Source organism: Serratia sp. Ser99, assembly GCF_024519545.1.
Lineage (GTDB): Bacteria > Pseudomonadota > Gammaproteobacteria > Enterobacterales > Enterobacteriaceae > Serratia > Serratia liquefaciens.
On the sequence record NZ_JALJRT010000002.1, the window covers coordinates 710,745 to 727,001 of the forward strand.

Below are 16,257 nucleotides of genomic sequence, written 5' to 3' on the forward strand. Positions count from 1 at the left end.
CGGACGCCGGGATCACCCCGCCTTGGCGGCCCTGACGGCCAATAAGGCGGTAAACAGCCGCTGCTTATCGGCCTCACTGAGGTTGTTCTGATCAATAGCCTGAATAAAATGACTGCGCGCACTCTCCGTCAGCGCTCCGGCTTTTAATTCCTGAGCCAGTCGCTGCAAAATGCGACTGCTGAGTTCTGCAATTTGCGGCCGCACCTGTTCCAGCGGGCGTGGCTGCCAGCCGCTTTCCGGCTGCGCCAGCCAGTCCGCGCGGTAACGGTATTGAATCGCCTTCGCGGCGTCCATTTGCGCGATGATAAACGGTAGAACCGAAAGCGGATCCAACCCTAAGCGCCCCGCCTCTGCCTGCGTGCTTGCCAGTACCTTCGCCTCCTGCGCCAAATCCTCGATCGGCAAATGCTGCTGTGCCTTGTAGCCGGCAACGTCTTTCATATAACCCAGACGCTGATTGACCAGTTCACCCAGTGCCGTCCCTCCGTTGGCCAAAGCGGAAAAACTGACCAGGCAGCAGGCAATCAATAACATCCTGAACATCACAATTTCCTTATGCACCAAAATTACAGGAAAAGAGTTCACCACGATCCCCCGTTGCAGGCAAATAAAAAGCCCCACCGAAGCGGGGCCTTAAAGCAGAGTCAGCGGGAATCAATCAAACACGCCGTTGATCACCGAGGCAACCAGTGCGGTACTCAACGCCACCAGCACCAGATCGTTACCGGCAATGCGCCACTCATAGCCTGGGTAATAAGGCAGATCGTGCAGCATGGAGGATGGCACCATTTTTTTGGCGATGCCCGGAGGGAGAGGCTTGCCACGCGCCAGATTTTTGGCGATCCCCGGTGGCAAAGAACGGTAGCCGGTCAGACCGTAGTTCAAGGCCAGAGAACGTGCACGCTCATGAGAAATACTGACGGAAACCAAGCCGCGGTCGCCATCGTTATCTTTGACTTTATTGCCATGCTTGCCATTGTTGCCGTTATTACCATGATTGCCGCTGTTACCATGGCCGTTACCCCCGCCGTTACCGTTGCCGCCTTTATCGGCCAGCGCCGGTGCGGATGACAACCCCAGAGAAACAATCAGCGCCAATACGGTGAAAGTAGTACGACGTTTGCTCATTTTGTTACTTCCTGCATGGGTTATTACCTTCACTATAGGCGCAATTCTCCGCACAAAGCATGAGGAAAACTCTGAGAGTTAGATGCCATACAGAGATCGGCATCAGGCCAAATGACAAAATATTATCCCAGCGCAAAACTATTCGAAAAAACCGAATTCCAGCCTAAGATTTTTCTTGCAGCGAAATAAGCCATGCAGTAGTTTGGCTAAGTCACAAAAAGAGTTAGCCCGCTCTTTTTCGTCGCACCTCAAATCATCTTTTTATCACCCAAAGTGATAATACTGAACCCTTCCCGCCTCTCCGTGCGGGATTCTTTTTTGCAGCTGAATCGACATTGCATGCACCACGACAGTGCTTTTTGTTGAGATTTGGTTGCCAATACTTTAAATTCGGCGTCTGAGAAACCTTTACCTCCCACGGTGGCCAGTTGGCAACGGGTGGGCGTTCAGGAGCAAAAGACATGCAAATGACCCTCATGGAATACATCACGCAGCACTTTAATGGCGATCTTCACCGCTACGCACAATCCGAAGGCGTTAGCCGTGAACAAATCATCAATTGGATCGATAATGAATGCCACGTAATCAAAGGACGATTATTTATGCCGGTGCGGCATCTGCCCGGTGAACAAGCGCAGTGATGACGAAAAAAAACCCCGCCAAAGCGGGGTTTTCTGTTTCTGATACCACGGAAAATCAGAAGTTATAACCGGCCACGATGTAGTAACCCCAGCCGGTGGATTTGATTGGGCCCTGTGGGGTGCCAATATCCACGCCGTCCTGCCACTGGCCGCCGTTATGGAAATAACGAGCCACGAACGAGTAGTGCCAGTGATCGTAGTTCAACGCCAGAATATGGCTGGAAGCGATCGAGTTGCTGGTACGCGCCTGACGGCCGTTCACGGTGAAGTCGTCTTTGCCCAGATCGGAACCAAAGTCAAAGTTGGTGAAACCGATGTAGCTCAGATTGCCGCCCCACACCTGGGTCAACGGCACAAAGTATTTCACTTTGAAGCGGTAACCGTCCCAGCTGTTTTCGTTGGCAGCTTGGTAGTTTTCCCACTGGTATTTGGCATAGATGTTCATCGACAGGCTCATTGGCAAGCCGGTGTCGATGTCGGTACCCAGACCCATATACCAGGTGTTCTGACGGCCGTCGGCGTTGTGGCCTAGGTCATAGATGTAGTTGTTGGCGAAGTACCACTCTTTGAACGGGCCAAAGCTCAGATCGGTGCCGGTCAGTTTGTCGATGGAGAAGCGAGGCTCGATTTCCATAAACATCGGAGAACCTTTGTCCCAGATACCACGGTCAGGGGTGTTGCCCACGCCGAAGAATTTAGGCACGTCGATGTAGCCATAGAAGTCGAACCAGTCTTTTTTAGCGAAGGCTTCATATTCCAGGTACAGATCGTTGTTCAACTGAGGTCCGAAACGGGTGTGGTAACTGCCCACCACGTTAACGCTTTGGTGCCACCAATCCGAGACGTATTGGCTGTCTTTGCTATCAGCCATTGAAGATGCACTGTAAGACGCTGCGAGCAGTACACCTGCTGCGAGAGCTATTTTTTTCATTTTATTACCACATGCTTAAAGGGCCATTTCCTGCCCGTTAGAAAAGATGACAATGAGTCTGACGACACCTGGCGTTGCCTCTGCTTACAAACTCTCGGGCGACGCGCGCATTATAGAAATCACTGGGTGTAAGAATCTGTGATCCAGTTATGCATTTCGCGAATAGGTAATCGATTGCGTTCACATTTGTCAAATTATGTTTCATGCAAATTCACGATCGCTGTGATTTTTGTCATGCCCGGTGATTTTTAGAGCATTTTTTGTGCCAATTGTAACCAGTTGATTACCGTTCTCATGACTGTGGCAAAACGCAAGATATCGGGATGTTACCTAAGCGGATGCAGAAAATAGATTTCCCAGCGGTCGGCTGGCTGCAGCAGGGGTTTGTCCGCCGGATTGTCATCCCACCAGCGGACTATCGAAAATTCAGGTTAATTAAGGAATGGCAATAAGGCAGGCGGGACTAGTCTAGAAGACTTCTCAATACGCGCTGTAGGAATGGCTTTTTCTTACGAGTGATCGGATTGCCATCATATTTTTCCTGAGACTGTTTATTGAAGCGGCCGTACGGCAACACATTGCGATACTGCTCCAGCGTATAACCGGCTTGCAAGGCTTCATGATAGTACTGCTCGAACAGTTCCCGTAGATCGTCGCGGTAGTGACGATAAATTTTTCCATCAAACCAGTGCTGGCGATTTTCAGCTTTTAGCCGCGGCAATGAGTAGTGGTGAGAGAACTGGCTTCCCATATCTGAATAATGTAGCGTTTTCAGCGATTCCACAGGCAGATCATCGCCATCTAAGTTGCTGTACTCCGGTTTCAGCGGTGCAACAAACTCCGGGTGTTGCTCAAAAAATTGTTGCATTTTTTTATGGCCCAGGCGATCGCCTCGCAACTGTTCGAGTGAAGGCAAGAAACGTGCAGCCGCTTCACAATCCCACAGCATTTCACCCAGACGTAAATCCTTGCCAGTACCCGCAGCCAGTATGGCGGTACCCTCTTCCATCGGATGATGCCAAATTTCAGCGATATCACTGAGATAAAGCACGTCAGCATCAGAATAGAAAGCACGCCCCTGAAAATTACAATAAGCGGGAATTCCCCAACGAAAAGCGGAAAAAGGCGTTGCCCAGCATTCGGTCGTCCAGCCTTCGCCCTCACCATTCGAGAACCAAAAGCTGGCAGGATCCCGTGATAGCTGCATCCATACGATTTGAACGGGTATCGAAGCATGTTTACGCAGGCTGTACTCCAGAACCATCATCTGTTCCAGATCGCAATCATTGGGGTCGCAGCCGATAAAAACGCGCGCGATATCCGCAGGGTGAGTCATAACAATAATATCCCTATTTGGAGCTTCATCATTTCCATGATGTTACCAACAACTTTCGGAGCATTCTAATAGCAAATGAGATTTTTATCATTTGCCGGAACAAGAAATAACCAACATCCATATTTATCAGTCGATTATAGTGAATAATAAAAAAATTCTCAGAAAAAGCCCTGTGTGAGGGCAATTATACAAAGTTCGTGGAAAGCACTTAGTTTACCGAAGGCAGTGCTTTGGCAATATTTTCCTGGCGGAAAACCACCTCCTGCCCCGGAGCTATCTCCCACTCTTTTGGCGGGATATCCACTTTAGGTGCGGCGGCGATGACCGAGCCAAAAATCAGTTTGCCTTCCCGGCGTAAAATACTGACATCAAGCTGGTATTCGTGACGTAAATTGGCGGTGGTCAGGCGCACGGTATCACCGCGCATAAAACGTTCGTCGTCAATCACTGGCTGCTGAATGAATTGAATATCGTCTCTCATTTTTTATGTTCCTTCAGGCAGAATCGCTAGTTAAATTCTAGTTCAACATTGGGCGACAGGCAGATAATTTCCGTTAATTTCCTCGGGTTGCCCGCCAACAGATCAACGAACCTGCCGTGACCATCACCACACCCTGCCAAAAATTGGCGGTCAGTGCAGTATTCAGCACCAGCGCGGCAAACACCGCCGACAGCACCGGAGTAAAGTAAGACGCCGTCGCCAACAGCGTCATATTGCCGCGCAATATACCCACGTTCCACGCCGCATAGCCTGCTCCCATTGCCATGCCAGCGCACATCAACGTCAGGGTTACCGGCAACGTGAATTGCATACCGCTTTCGCTGCTGAATGCATATTTCAACCACAGTGCCACGGCGGTCAGCGTAATGAACAACACCACGCCGTTATGGCCCTGGGCAATTTTCTTGGTCAGATTGCAATACAGCGCCCAAATAACCGCGCCGCCAAAAGCCAACGAATAACTCAGCGGATTGCTGCGCACGTTTTCCAGCATTTGCGCCGGCGACCAGCCGCCCTCGCCGCTCATGATCCAGCCAATACCGAACAAGGACAGCAGCAACCCCGGCAGCAGCCACCACTTGGCTTTTTGCCCATTAAACACCAGGGCCATCAGCACGGTGAAACAGGGCCACAGGTAGTTGATCATTCCCACTTCAATCGCTTGCAGACGGGTATTGGCATAGCCCAAAGACAACGACAGGCAGATTTCATAGCTGACAAACAGCAGGCTGCCGAGGAGCAGGTAGGGGCGTGGGAACAGGCGTAAATTCGGCATGCGCAGCGCCAACAGCAAAAATACCGCGCTGACGCTGTAGATCATTGCTGCCCCGCCAATCGGCCCCAGCCCTTCGCTGACGCTGCGTATCAGGCCAACCACGCTGCTCCACAGCAGGATCGCCAACAGACCGAGCAAGGTGGCTTTATATTGGGCGGGCAGAGAAGACATGAAAGCGTTCCAATCAGTTATTTTTTATCAGGATTTTCACTCTACTGCCCGGTGATAAAAAAAGAAAGGCGGGAAAGCCCGCCTCGGAGTACCTATCGTTTCCTGGTGGGGGCGCTGCATGCTGCGCCCTATAGCATAATCAATGAGTTGAATCGGGGCGAAGATGGCCGCCCCCCACCGATTTACCCCTGGATGGGTTCATCAACCGCCTTGGCCTTATTGCTGCGGCTGCCGTTCAAACTGCGGCGGCGGCTGACGGAAACGCCGGGTGAGATATACCAGGTAGGCAAAACCCAGCCCGGCCCAGATCAGCCCCATGGTCAGCGAGCTTTTTTCCAGGTTAAGCCACAGCACGCCAACCGTTAACGCCCCCACCAACGGCAGGAACAGGTAGTTAAAACGGTCCTTCCAGCTTTTATTGCGCCCCTCGCGAATGTAGAAATGACTGATCACCGACAGGTTAACGAAGGTGAAGGCCACCAGCGCACCGAAGTTGATCAGCGCGGTCGCGGTGACCAGATCGAAAGACAGCGCGGACAGCGCCACCAGCCCAACCAGCAACACGTTCAATGAGGGGGTGCGCCATTTCGGGTGGATATAGCCGAAATACTTTTCCGGAAACACGTTGTCGCGCCCCATCACGTACAGCAGTCGCGAAACGCTGGCGTGCGAGGCCAGCCCCGATGCCAGGGTATTGATAAAGGTAATACAGAGGAAAATTGACTGGAACAGCTTGCCGCCCACGTACAGCGCGATTTCCGGCAGCGCCGCGTCCGGTTGATGGAAGCGCTGAATAGATGGGAAGAACAGCTGAATAAAGAAGGAAACGCTGATGAAGATTACCCCACCGTACAGCGCAGTCAGGAAGATGGCCTTCGGGATCACCTTGGCGGCATCGGGCGTTTCCTCACACAGGGTGGTGACCGCGTCGAAGCCGAGAAACGAAAAGCACAAAATAGTGGCGCCGGTGATGATCGGCAGCAAATGCGCATTCTCATTGATGAAGGGTTGCAGACTCCACACCGTCCCCAGTCCTTCACCGTTATGCAGGCCGCGCACGACCAGGAAGATAAACACCACGATGATCGCTATCTGGGCCAAAACAAACAGGGTGTTAAAGTTAGCCACCAAATTGACGCTTTTCAGGTTGATGGCGGTAATGATGATCACAAAGCCTACCACCCACACCCACGGCGGCACCTCGGGGAACAGCGCGGTCAGATAAATCTTTGCCAACAGGGTGTTGATCATCGGCAGGAACAGGTAGTCGAGCAGCGAGGACCACCCTACCAAAAAACCGACGTGCGGGTTAATGGCCTTTTGCGCATAGGTATAGGCGGAACCGGCGGTCGGAAACTTGCGAACCAACTTGCCGTAGCTGATGGCGGTAAACAACACGCCAGCCAGCGCCAACAGATAAGCGGCCGGGACGTGGCCGTCGGTCAGGCCGGAGACAATGCCGAAGGTGTCAAACACCGTCATGGGCGTCAGGTAAGCCAACCCCATCATCACCACTTGCCATAGCTTCAGGCTTTTACGCAGTTGCGGCTTGGCCGCCTCATTAACCTCGATCGCATTAATCGCCATGGCGTTTCCCCCCTTTGTCCTCTGCTGGTAACCGTTTAACGTCATTCAGAGAGGCCGCGGGGAAACTGCTGCTCAGGCGGCGGAAGGGACGATGCAAAGACAAAAAAACGCGGCCAGCGGAAGGCCCATATTTACTGCGGCACAGGCAACCGCCCGCGCAGGTTGATGGAACAGTTATGGCTGTCATGGTTCTTTCCTCGCCGGCGTCCTGTACGCCAAGTAGAAGAAATGCTTTACCGCTGCGCGCAGCTTCGCAGGCCACAGGATAGCCGGCGGAATGCGCCAGACGCGCGCGGTATCATCGAGGATGAGCGGGTTCAGGCGTTTTTCAGCATCCACTCGATTTCGGTATCGGTGATCAGGCGCTCAAACTGCACCAGCTCATCCGTTTTACAGGCCAGATAAACATGGCTGAACCTTTCACCCAGCAGCGCATTCAACACCGGCTGATGCTCGAATTCATACAGTGCATCGCTCTGGCGGATAGGGAATGGCAGTCCGTCCTGCTCCAGCCCGTTGCCGGTTACCGGCTCTTGCAGCGGCAGCGGTGTTTCCAGCCCGTAGACGATGCCCGCCAGGATGGTCGCCATCACCAGATAAGGGTTGGCATCGGCACCGGCCACGCGGTATTCCACCCGGTGGCTATCGCGGTCGCCGCAAGGGATACGCAGTGCCACTGTGCGGTTGTTATGGCCCCAAGATGCCTGAGTCGGCACGTACATGCCCGGTTGGAAGCGGCGGTAGGCGTTAACGTTCGGCGCCAACAGCGCAATAGAAGAAGGCATCAGGGCGATCATTCCCGCCAGAGCCTGTTTCAACAATGCAGAGTCTTCGCCGTCATCATCGGCGAGGACATTGTTGCCCTGGCGGTCCAGCATGCTGATATGCACGTGCATGCCACTGCCGGCGTGCTCTTCATACGGCTTGGCCATGAAGGTGGCCTGCATGTTGTGTTTTTCTGCCACCATGCGGATCAGGCGTTTCAACGCCAGCGCATGGTCGCAGGCCTGCAGCACGTTGTCGGTATGGTGCAGATTGACTTCAAACTGACCGGGCGAGGCTTCGGCCACCGCACCGTCTGCCGGCAGCCCCTGCAGGCGTGCCAGTTCGTCTATCTCACTTAACACGTCGGCAAAGTTGTTAAGGTTGTCTACCGAATAGACCTGGCTTTGGGTGTTACGCTCCTGCGTACCCGGCGCACACGGCGGCTGCAGATACCCTTCCGAATCACGCTGACGATCGATGAGATAGAACTCCAACTCTACCGCTACTACGGGGGATAGCCCGCGCTGACGCAAACGCTGCCACACTCGGTTCAGCACATTGCGCGGTTCAACGTCAAAGGGAGTACCATCTTCATCCAGCATGGTGAGCAGTACCTGGCCGATATATTGTGGATCCGCCGCCGACGGCGTCAGCGTGCCCAACACCGGTACACAGATGTGGTCCGGCTCACCGAGCTCTTGCCCCAATCCGGCCTCTTCAACCACGTTGCCAAGAATATCCATCGCAAACACCGACGCCGGGAAGTAACAGCCCTTCTCCAGTTTGCTCAGCCCGCCAACCGGTATCCGTTTGCCGCGGAAGCTGCCGTTAAGGTCGGTCAACAGAACGTCAACGTGCTGAGTTAATGGATAACGTTCCAGATACTTCTTCACTTCACGTTGGAACGCGCTACTTCGCTTTTCTTCGTGGTGCTGAACAAAGTTTTCCACTTCTACTATGTTGGTCTGCATGATTCACCCGCCATGTATGTTTTTGTCTGTGGTTCTCACACTTATTGCCGTCGATGTTTTTTGACCATCTTGCTCAATATAATGTCCACCAATGAAACATAGATGCAACAAAATTGTTTTGCAAGTGTTACTTTTAGTTTGAATATTGCCCATCTCACTGCTAGATTTATAAAATATTGAACGGAAACGGCAGTGGAGAAGCTTATCGTTCATAATTTCGAACATACCAAGGGGACAGCATGGGCAATATATTTAACAGACCAGTGGTCGGCGTAGTGATGTGCAGGTATAGGTTAAACGGGCACCTCACTCAGACCTTGCAAGAAAAGTACCTAAATGCCGTTATCGCTGCGGGCGGGTTGCCGATAGCCCTGCCACACGCGCTGGCAGAACCGAAACTGCTCGAAGAGTTACTGCCACAACTCGATGGCATTCTGTTGCCAGGCAGCCCCAGTAATGTGCAGCCGCACCTTTATGGTGAAAACGGCGATGAGCCTGACGCCGATCCCGGGCGAGACGAATTGAGCCTGGCGCTGATCCGCCACTCGCTCGACAGGCGCATTCCCCTTTTCGCCATTTGCCGTGGCATGCAGGAAATGGTGGTCGCCACCCAGGGTACCCTGCACCGCCGGCTGTATGAACTGCCCGAGCTGCTGGAACACCGTGAAGATCACGACCTGCCGCTCGAACAGCAATATGCCCCTGCCCACGAAGTCATCGTTCAGGAAGGGGGCCTACTCTCGCAACTGATACCGGATTGCAACAGATTCTGGGTGAACTCACTGCATGGCCAGGGCGCGAAGACGCTGGGATCCAGCGTACGTATCGAAGCCCACGCCGCCGACGGGTTGGTAGAAGCCATCAGCCTGCGCGATCAGCCCTTTGCGCTGGGCGTGCAATGGCACCCGGAATGGAACAGCGAGGAATATGCCCTGTCACGCCTGCTGTTTGAAGGTTTCATTAGCGCCTGCCGGAACTATCAAAAGGAAAAACGCCCATGAGCGATGTCAGCTTGGCACCGGGCAAACGTCTGTCGCAAATCCGCCAGCAATTGGGATTATCGCAGCGCCGCGCGGCCGAACTGTCTGGGTTAACTCACAGCGCCATCAGCACCATCGAACAGGACAAGGTCAGTCCGGCCATCAGCACCTTACAAAAGCTGCTGACGGTGTACGGGCTGTCCCTGTCGGCATTTTTCGCCGAACCAGAGAAGCCGGCCGAGCCACGGATTGTTATCGACTACCAGGATCTGATTGAGATTGGCAGCCAGGGGGTTTCTATGAAACTGATCCACAACGGCGATCCTAATCGCACCCTGGCGATGATGATCGAAACCTATGAGCCGGGTACCACCACCGGTGAACGCATCAAGCATCAGGGGGAAGAGATTGGCACCCTGCTGGAAGGCGAAGTCGTGCTGCAGGTCAACGGGCAGGCTTATCCCCTGCTGGCTGGCCAGAGCTACGCCATCAACACCGGCATTCCCCACAGTTTCAGCAACACGTCGGCGCGGATTTGCCGGATTATCAGCGCCCATACGCCGACGACATTCTGATCAACGGAGCAAGGTATGGACTTCCACCACCTGCAGTATTGGCAACACCGGGCGCAAGCCCTGAATATTGAGAACCGACTGTTTATCAATGGCCGCTATCAGCAGGCGGCCGAAGGCGAAACCTTTGCCGTGGAGGATCCTGCCGGTCAGCGAGAGCTGACTCAGGTGGCCCGAGGAAGCAGCGTAGATATTGACCTGGCGGTCAGCGCCGCCCGCGAGGTGTTTGAGCGGGGCGACTGGTCGCGCGCGGCCCCGTCGCAACGCAAGGCGACGCTGCTCAAGCTGGCGACATTGATGGAACAACACCACGAAGAGCTGGCGCTGCTGGAAACGCTGGACACCGGCAAACCGATTCGTCACAGCCTGCGTGATGATGTGCCCGGTGCTATTCGTTGCCTGCGTTGGTATGCCGAAGCGATCGATAAGGTTTATGGCGAAATCGCCCCTACCGGCAGCGATGCGCTGGCGTTAATCGAACGCGAACCCATTGGCGTGGTCGGCGCCATCGTACCGTGGAATTTCCCGTTATTGCTCGCCTGCTGGAAGCTCGGCCCGGCGTTGGCCACCGGCAACAGCGTGATCCTCAAACCTTCGGAGAAATCGCCACTGAGCGCGATCTATCTGGGTCAACTGGCGCAGCAGGCGGGGCTGCCGGACGGCGTGCTGAATATCGTTCCCGGTTATGGTCACGATGCCGGTAAAGCGCTGGCGCTGCATAACGACGTCGACGCGCTGACCTTCACCGGTTCAACGCAAGTGGCCAAACAACTGATGATCTATGCCGGCCAATCCAATATGAAACGGGTCTGGCTGGAAGCCGGTGGCAAAAGCGCCAATATCATCTTTGCCGACTGCCCGGATCTGGATAAGGCCGCACAAAGCGCCGCCGCCGGGATTTTTTATAACCAGGGGCAAGTGTGCATTGCCGGTACTCGACTGTTGGTGGAAGAGAGCATACAGCAAGAATTTTTACAGGCGTTGCGCCGCCATGCAGCAGCCTTTGCACCAGGCAATCCGCTCGATCCGGCGACGGCGATGGGCACGCTGATTGATCAGGGCCACTGCGAGAAAGTGGCCGACTATATCGAACAGGGTTTGACTCAGGGCGCTGCGCTGTTCCTCGACGGTCGCGATCATCCGCAAGCCGAACACGGCGGTTATCTCGGCCCAACCATTCTCACCCAGGTAGACAACGCCATGAGCGTGGCGCGCGACGAAATCTTCGGCCCGGTATTGGCGGTCACTTCGTTTAGCGGCGAGCAGCAGGCCATGCAGTTGGCTAACGACAGCGACTACGGCCTGGGGGCTGCAATCTGGACCCGCGACCTGTCCCGTGCCCATCGTTTGGCGCGTCAGCTAAAAGCCGGCACGGTGTTCGTCAATAACTACAACGACGGGGACATGACCGTTCCTTTCGGTGGCTACAAGCAAAGCGGTAACGGCCGCGACAAGTCACTGCACGCACTGGACAAATTCACCGAGCTGAAAACCACCTGGATTTCATTGGAATAAGGGCAGAGATCATGACTGAACACGTAAAAAGCTATTATGCGGCTTCGGCCAACAACCACGCGCCCTACCCGCAGCTGAATGAATCCATTGAATGCGACGTCTGTATCGTCGGCGGCGGCTACACCGGTTTGTCATCGGCGCTGTTTCTGGTAGAGGCGGGGTACAACGTGGTGGTGCTGGAGTCTGCCCGCATCGGTTTCGGTGCCAGCGGACGTAACGGCGGGCAATTGGTGAACTCCTACAGCCGCGATATCGACGTCATTGAACAGCGTTATGGCGCCGAAAGCGCCCGCCTGCTCGGCAGCATGATGTTTGAAGGCGCAGAGATCATTCGCAGCCGTATCCAACGGTACGCCATCGAATGTGACTATCGCCCTGGCGGCATCTTCGCCGCGCTGAACAACCGGCAATATCATGCGTTGATCGAACAAAAACAGCACTGGGAGCGCTACGGCAATACCCAGCTTGAATTGCTGGACGCCGAGCGTATCCGCCAGGAGGTCGATAGCGAGCGCTACGTCGGCGCGCTGCTGGATCACAGCGGCGGCCATATTCACCCACTGAATCTGGCGCTCGGTGAAGCCGAAGCCATTCGCCTGCAGGGTGGACGGATCTTCGAACAGTCTGCGGTCACCCACATCCGTCATGGCGAACCGGCAATCGTCAGCACCGCCAACGGCCAGGTGACAGCACGTTATGTGATTGTCGCCGGCAACGCTTATCTGGGCGATAAGCTGGAACCGCGGCTGGCGAAACGTAGCATGCCGTGCGGCACCCAGGTGGTGGCTACCGAACCGCTGGCGCCGGAAGTGGCGCGATCGCTGATCCCACAAAATTACTGCGTCGAAGACTGTAACTACCTGCTCGATTATTACCGTATCACCGGCGATAACCGCCTGTTGTACGGCGGCGGCGTAGTGTATGGCGCCCGCGATCCGGACGATATCGACAATCTGATCCGGCCAAAGCTGCTGAAAACTTTCCCGCAGCTCAAAGGCGTGCGTCTCGACTATCGCTGGACCGGTAATTTCCTGCTGACGCTGTCGCGCATGCCGCAGTTTGGTCGGCTGGAAAATAACGTGTATTACATGCAGGGCTACAGCGGCCACGGGGTGACCTGTACTCATTTGGCGGGCAAACTGATTGCCGAGCTGATGCGCGGCGATGCGGAAAGGTTCGATGCGTTTGCCAAGCTGCCGCACCTGCCGTTCTTCGGCGGCCGCAACCTGCAAATTCCTTTCACCGCGATTGGTGCAGCTTACTACCAGCTGCGGGATCGGATTGGGGTGTAACGCTATCGGGCCCGGTATACCACCGGGCCCGAAATTACCGCTTAAACAATCTTCGGCTGGCCGTCAGAGGCGGTCGCCCCGCCGTCTACCGGGATGTTGGCACCATTGATAAAACTGGCGTCGTCACTGGCCAGAAATGCCATTACTGCCGCCACCTCTTCCGGCTCCGCCGCTCGGCCTAACGCAATACGCTCGTTAAACTTGTCGCGGATCTCCTGCGGCCAGCCGTTGGTCATATTGGTTTTCACCAGGCTCGGACATACCGAGTTGACCCGCACACCGTCACCGCCATGATCCAGCGCCATGGCACGCGTCAGGTTAACCACCGCCCCTTTCGCCGCGCAGTAGTACGCCGCGCCCCAGTCACCACCCAGCCCGGAAACCGACGCGGTGTTAACGATGCAGCCTTTGGTTTTCAGCAGATACGGCATGGCGAATTTGGAACAGAACACCACGCCATCGATATCCACCCCGGCAATGCGTCGCCAGTCGGCAACGCTGGTTTCCAATACGCTGCCGGCCACGTGCACGCCTGCGTTATTGAGCAGCACGTCGATGCGGCCTAATTTTTCGGCCACCTCATTCATCATTTTTTCAACCGCAACGTGGTCGGAAACGTCAATATGTACCGCCAGTGCCTTGCCTTTTGGCAGCGAAGCGGCAACTTTGTCCACCGCCTCTTTCGCCCAGTCAGCCAATACCACGGTAGCCCCTTCGGCAGAAAAACGACGCGCTGCCGCCTCTCCCATCCCATTGCCTGCACCGGTGATCACTACCACTTTATTGTCAAAACGCATGAGACCTCCTCCATGTGAATGTATTTCTATAAATCATACAAATCCTAATGGTTCGAGGATAAAACTCATGGACGACGAGTGACAGTCAAAATGTGCGGTTTATTAATCACAAAGAGGTATTCAGTGCGAATTCAATGCGCTAGGTCAGGCATTATCGGAATTAAGCCAACCATTTGATAGGGTTAATAAAATTCATGTCAGTGACTATTGCCAACGCGCATTATCACCTATCAATAAGTCCCGTACCGTCGCGTTAGTGCAGTTGGCGAGGTTCATTACTTCGCAATGGGGATCACCAACAGGTCAACGTTAAGGTTATTGATCGCCTGCCGGGCCGAAGATATCCATCTGCTCCAGATATCGTGATGATGGCCAAAGATAATCAGATCAATGCCTTTCTCTTTCGCCGCCCGGTTCAATTCTTCCGTCAGTTCGCCGCGGCTGATAATCACCTCTTCAACCGGGTAAGACGACTGATCCTTGATCGCATTCAGCATGTTTTTGACACGCTCCGAAAAAGTTCGGTCGGTGTAGTTGTATTCACCCACGCCCAGCTCAGCGTAATAGCCGCCACGGTGGATATCGATATAAATCAGGGATAGTCTGGCATTCAGTGCGCTTGCTAACTTGGCGCCTTTGCCGAGCAAAAATTCAGCGTCTTCGCTGAGATCGGTTGCCACAACGATATGATGATAAGCCATGATTACAGCCCTCCGCATTGCGCTGGTGAACAAAGTGGCGCTCCCTGCCAGGGCCTTTCCGCATGTTTGTTATGCTGTTTAAGTTTAGTTCAGCGCTGAAATAATCGCCTGCCCCTGGCCTTATTGTTCTTTTTATAGAACGATGCATCCTGAGTTAGCCCTCTAGTGGAATTTTCCTCTGGCCCTACACTGTTAACAAGCACTGAGATTAACCCTTTATTAAACAAAGTTAATTGTTGTCTACGTCCCGATCACAGAGGAAAGAAAGATGAGCTCTCCAGCAAACTTTAATGGCCAGCGTCCTGTTATTGATGCCAATGACGCGGTGATGTTGTTGATTGACCACCAGAGCGGCCTGTTCCAAACCGTCGGCGATATGCCGATGACTGAACTGCGCGCTCGCGCTGGCGCACTGGCCAGTATCGCTACGCTAAGCAAATTGCCGGTCATTACTACGGCTTCCGTTCCACAGGGTCCTAACGGCCCCTTGATCCCCGAAATCCACCAAAATGCACCGCATGCGCAATATGTGGCGCGCAAAGGCGAAATCAACGCCTGGGATAATCCAGATTTTGTTGCGGCCGTAAAAGCGACCGGACGTAAAACCCTGATTATCGCCGGAACCATCACCAGCGTTTGCATGGCCTTCCCGTCGATCAGCGCCGTGGCAGAGGGTTATAAGGTCTTTGCCGTTATCGACGCCTCCGGCACCTACTCTAAAATGGCGCAGGAGATTACTATGGCGCGAGTGGTGCAGGCCGGAGTGGTACCGATCGATACCGCCGGCGTGGCCTCTGAACTGCAGGGCAGTTGGAACCGCGAGGATGCACAGCAATGGGCTGAGGTTTACACCAAAATCTTCCCGGCATATCAGTTGCTGATTGAAAGCTATGTTAAAGCTCAGGACGTGGTGAAGAATAACGAAGTGCTGGATTCCCAGCGCGGCTAACGGTCACGCCAGGCTGGCCTGCTTCATTCTGGTCCAGCCTGTTTACCGGAGCAGCAGGCATAAAAAAACCCCGGCTTTCGGCCAGGGTCATCAATGTTTGTCGGTTACTTTCCCGACCGTCATGTTATGGCGTAAGCGTCCATCGAACACTCCAACCTTACGCAGCCTAAGCACAACTTTTTCACAACAGAAAAATAGACTGGATCGGACTTATAACTTTATGGGCCAATCTTCTTTTCTGTTGCCAATAACTTCGGTTATTGAAAATGGTGAAGCTAATTATTTTAGATAAACTCCGGGTAATCCCGGAGTTTATTCAGGCAATTATTTTATTTCTCATCTGCTCCGGCTTAAACCATCATCGCTATCGCAAGAAATAAAGCACTACCTTGAAATTATAAAACGACTACGTTGCCTGCAGACGGGCCTTTCATACCGTTTTCGACAGTGAACTCAACGCGCTGACCTTCATCAAGCGTTTTGAAATCATTGCTTTGGATAGCGGAGAAGTGTACGAACACGTCTTTGCTACCGTCTTCCGGAGAGATAAAACCGAAACCTTTACCTGCATCAAACCATTTTACCAAACCAGTCATTTTATTAGACATAGATATTTCCTTTATATTTTTGAGACGCCATAAGGC

At 53.8% G+C, this 16,257-nt stretch carries 17 protein-coding genes; 6 read left to right on the forward strand and 11 right to left on the reverse strand.

All coding sequences use genetic code 11. The annotated features are described in order from the left end of the window. Window positions 1-12: 12 nt before the first annotated feature. Together NR114_RS07405 and NR114_RS07410 are read right to left on the reverse strand one after the other, a co-directional pair. The gene (locus NR114_RS07405; RefSeq protein ID WP_256813798.1) at window positions 13-543 is read right to left on the reverse strand and encodes a chorismate mutase; all 531 of its coding nucleotides are present in this window, start codon (window positions 541-543) and stop codon (window positions 13-15) included. A gap of 111 nt (window positions 544-654) precedes the next feature. Beyond that, complete coding sequence (locus NR114_RS07410) at window positions 655-1,128, reverse strand: anti-virulence regulator CigR family protein (RefSeq protein ID WP_046373790.1); 474 nt, start codon at window positions 1,126-1,128, stop codon at window positions 655-657. Window positions 1,129-1,589: 461 nt separating this feature from the next. On the opposite strand from NR114_RS07410, the gene NR114_RS07415 reads away from it, so the two are divergent. After that, a complete protein-coding gene (locus NR114_RS07415) occupies window positions 1,590-1,769 on the forward strand; it encodes a hypothetical protein (protein ID WP_020826507.1) in 180 nt (59 codons plus the stop codon). Between the two features lie 55 nt (window positions 1,770-1,824). Here NR114_RS07415 and NR114_RS07420 read toward each other — a convergent pair whose 3' ends face one another. From NR114_RS07420 to NR114_RS07445, 6 genes are all read right to left on the reverse strand, one after another. Then, window positions 1,825-2,700, reverse strand: a complete 876-nt coding sequence (locus tag NR114_RS07420; protein WP_041414482.1) for a nucleoside-specific channel-forming protein Tsx — start codon at window positions 2,698-2,700, stop codon at window positions 1,825-1,827. A 463-nt stretch (window positions 2,701-3,163) separates the two neighbouring features. Next, window positions 3,164-4,036 carry a glycosyl transferase gene (locus NR114_RS07425; RefSeq protein ID WP_256813804.1) on the reverse strand — a complete coding sequence of 291 codons (873 nt, stop codon included), beginning with the start codon at window positions 4,034-4,036 and terminating at the stop codon, window positions 3,164-3,166. A 208-nt stretch (window positions 4,037-4,244) separates the two neighbouring features. Beyond that, entirely contained in the window at window positions 4,245-4,517 is a 273-nt protein-coding gene (locus NR114_RS07430) for a hypothetical protein (protein ID WP_046373794.1), read from the reverse strand. A 73-nt stretch (window positions 4,518-4,590) separates the two neighbouring features. Then, complete coding sequence (gene yddG / locus NR114_RS07435) at window positions 4,591-5,484, reverse strand: aromatic amino acid DMT transporter YddG (RefSeq protein ID WP_256813806.1); 894 nt, start codon at window positions 5,482-5,484, stop codon at window positions 4,591-4,593. Window positions 5,485-5,700: 216 nt separating this feature from the next. Beyond that, window positions 5,701-7,071 carry an APC family permease gene (locus tag NR114_RS07440; RefSeq protein WP_020826503.1) on the reverse strand — a complete coding sequence of 457 codons (1,371 nt, stop codon included), beginning with the start codon at window positions 7,069-7,071 and terminating at the stop codon, window positions 5,701-5,703. Window positions 7,072-7,388: 317 nt separating this feature from the next. Further along, on the reverse strand, window positions 7,389-8,807 hold the full coding sequence (locus NR114_RS07445; RefSeq protein ID WP_020826502.1) for a glutamine synthetase family protein: 1,419 nt from the start codon (window positions 8,805-8,807) through the stop codon (window positions 7,389-7,391). Between the two features lie 239 nt (window positions 8,808-9,046). On the opposite strand from NR114_RS07445, the gene puuD reads away from it, so the two are divergent. From puuD to NR114_RS07465, 4 genes are read left to right on the forward strand one after another with little or no spacing between them, the layout of a single operon-like run. Continuing rightward, window positions 9,047-9,808: a gamma-glutamyl-gamma-aminobutyrate hydrolase gene (puuD, locus tag NR114_RS07450; RefSeq protein WP_041414480.1), complete on the forward strand. Its 762-nt coding sequence runs from the start codon at window positions 9,047-9,049 to the stop codon at window positions 9,806-9,808. Beyond that, window positions 9,805-10,362 (forward strand): HTH-type transcriptional regulator PuuR, encoded by a 558-nt coding sequence (puuR, locus tag NR114_RS07455; protein WP_020826500.1) that lies wholly within the window; start codon window positions 9,805-9,807, stop codon window positions 10,360-10,362. The genes puuD and puuR overlap by 4 nt, the downstream gene beginning before the upstream one ends. A 15-nt stretch (window positions 10,363-10,377) precedes the next feature. Next, window positions 10,378-11,874 (forward strand): aldehyde dehydrogenase PuuC, encoded by a 1,497-nt coding sequence (puuC, locus tag NR114_RS07460; protein ID WP_256813808.1) that lies wholly within the window; start codon window positions 10,378-10,380, stop codon window positions 11,872-11,874. Between the two features lie 11 nt (window positions 11,875-11,885). Further along, complete coding sequence (locus NR114_RS07465) at window positions 11,886-13,166, forward strand: FAD-binding oxidoreductase (protein WP_020826498.1); 1,281 nt, start codon at window positions 11,886-11,888, stop codon at window positions 13,164-13,166. 41 nt (window positions 13,167-13,207) lie between these two features. Here the strand turns inward: NR114_RS07465 and NR114_RS07470 are convergent, their stop codons facing one another. Continuing rightward, window positions 13,208-13,963, reverse strand: a complete 756-nt coding sequence (locus NR114_RS07470) for an SDR family NAD(P)-dependent oxidoreductase (RefSeq protein WP_020826497.1) — start codon at window positions 13,961-13,963, stop codon at window positions 13,208-13,210. 275 nt (window positions 13,964-14,238) lie between these two features. Further along, a complete protein-coding gene (locus NR114_RS07475; RefSeq protein ID WP_020826496.1) occupies window positions 14,239-14,664 on the reverse strand; it encodes a universal stress protein in 426 nt (141 codons plus the stop codon). Window positions 14,665-14,932: 268 nt separating this feature from the next. Here NR114_RS07475 and NR114_RS07480 point away from each other — a divergent pair, with 268 nt between their 5' ends. Continuing rightward, the gene (locus tag NR114_RS07480; protein ID WP_020826495.1) at window positions 14,933-15,613 is read left to right on the forward strand and encodes a hydrolase; all 681 of its coding nucleotides are present in this window, start codon (window positions 14,933-14,935) and stop codon (window positions 15,611-15,613) included. A 395-nt stretch (window positions 15,614-16,008) separates the two neighbouring features. Here the strand turns inward: NR114_RS07480 and cspA are convergent, their stop codons facing one another. After that, window positions 16,009-16,221: an RNA chaperone/antiterminator CspA gene (cspA, locus tag NR114_RS07485; protein ID WP_020826494.1), complete on the reverse strand. Its 213-nt coding sequence runs from the start codon at window positions 16,219-16,221 to the stop codon at window positions 16,009-16,011. Between the last annotated feature and the right edge of the window lie 36 nt (window positions 16,222-16,257).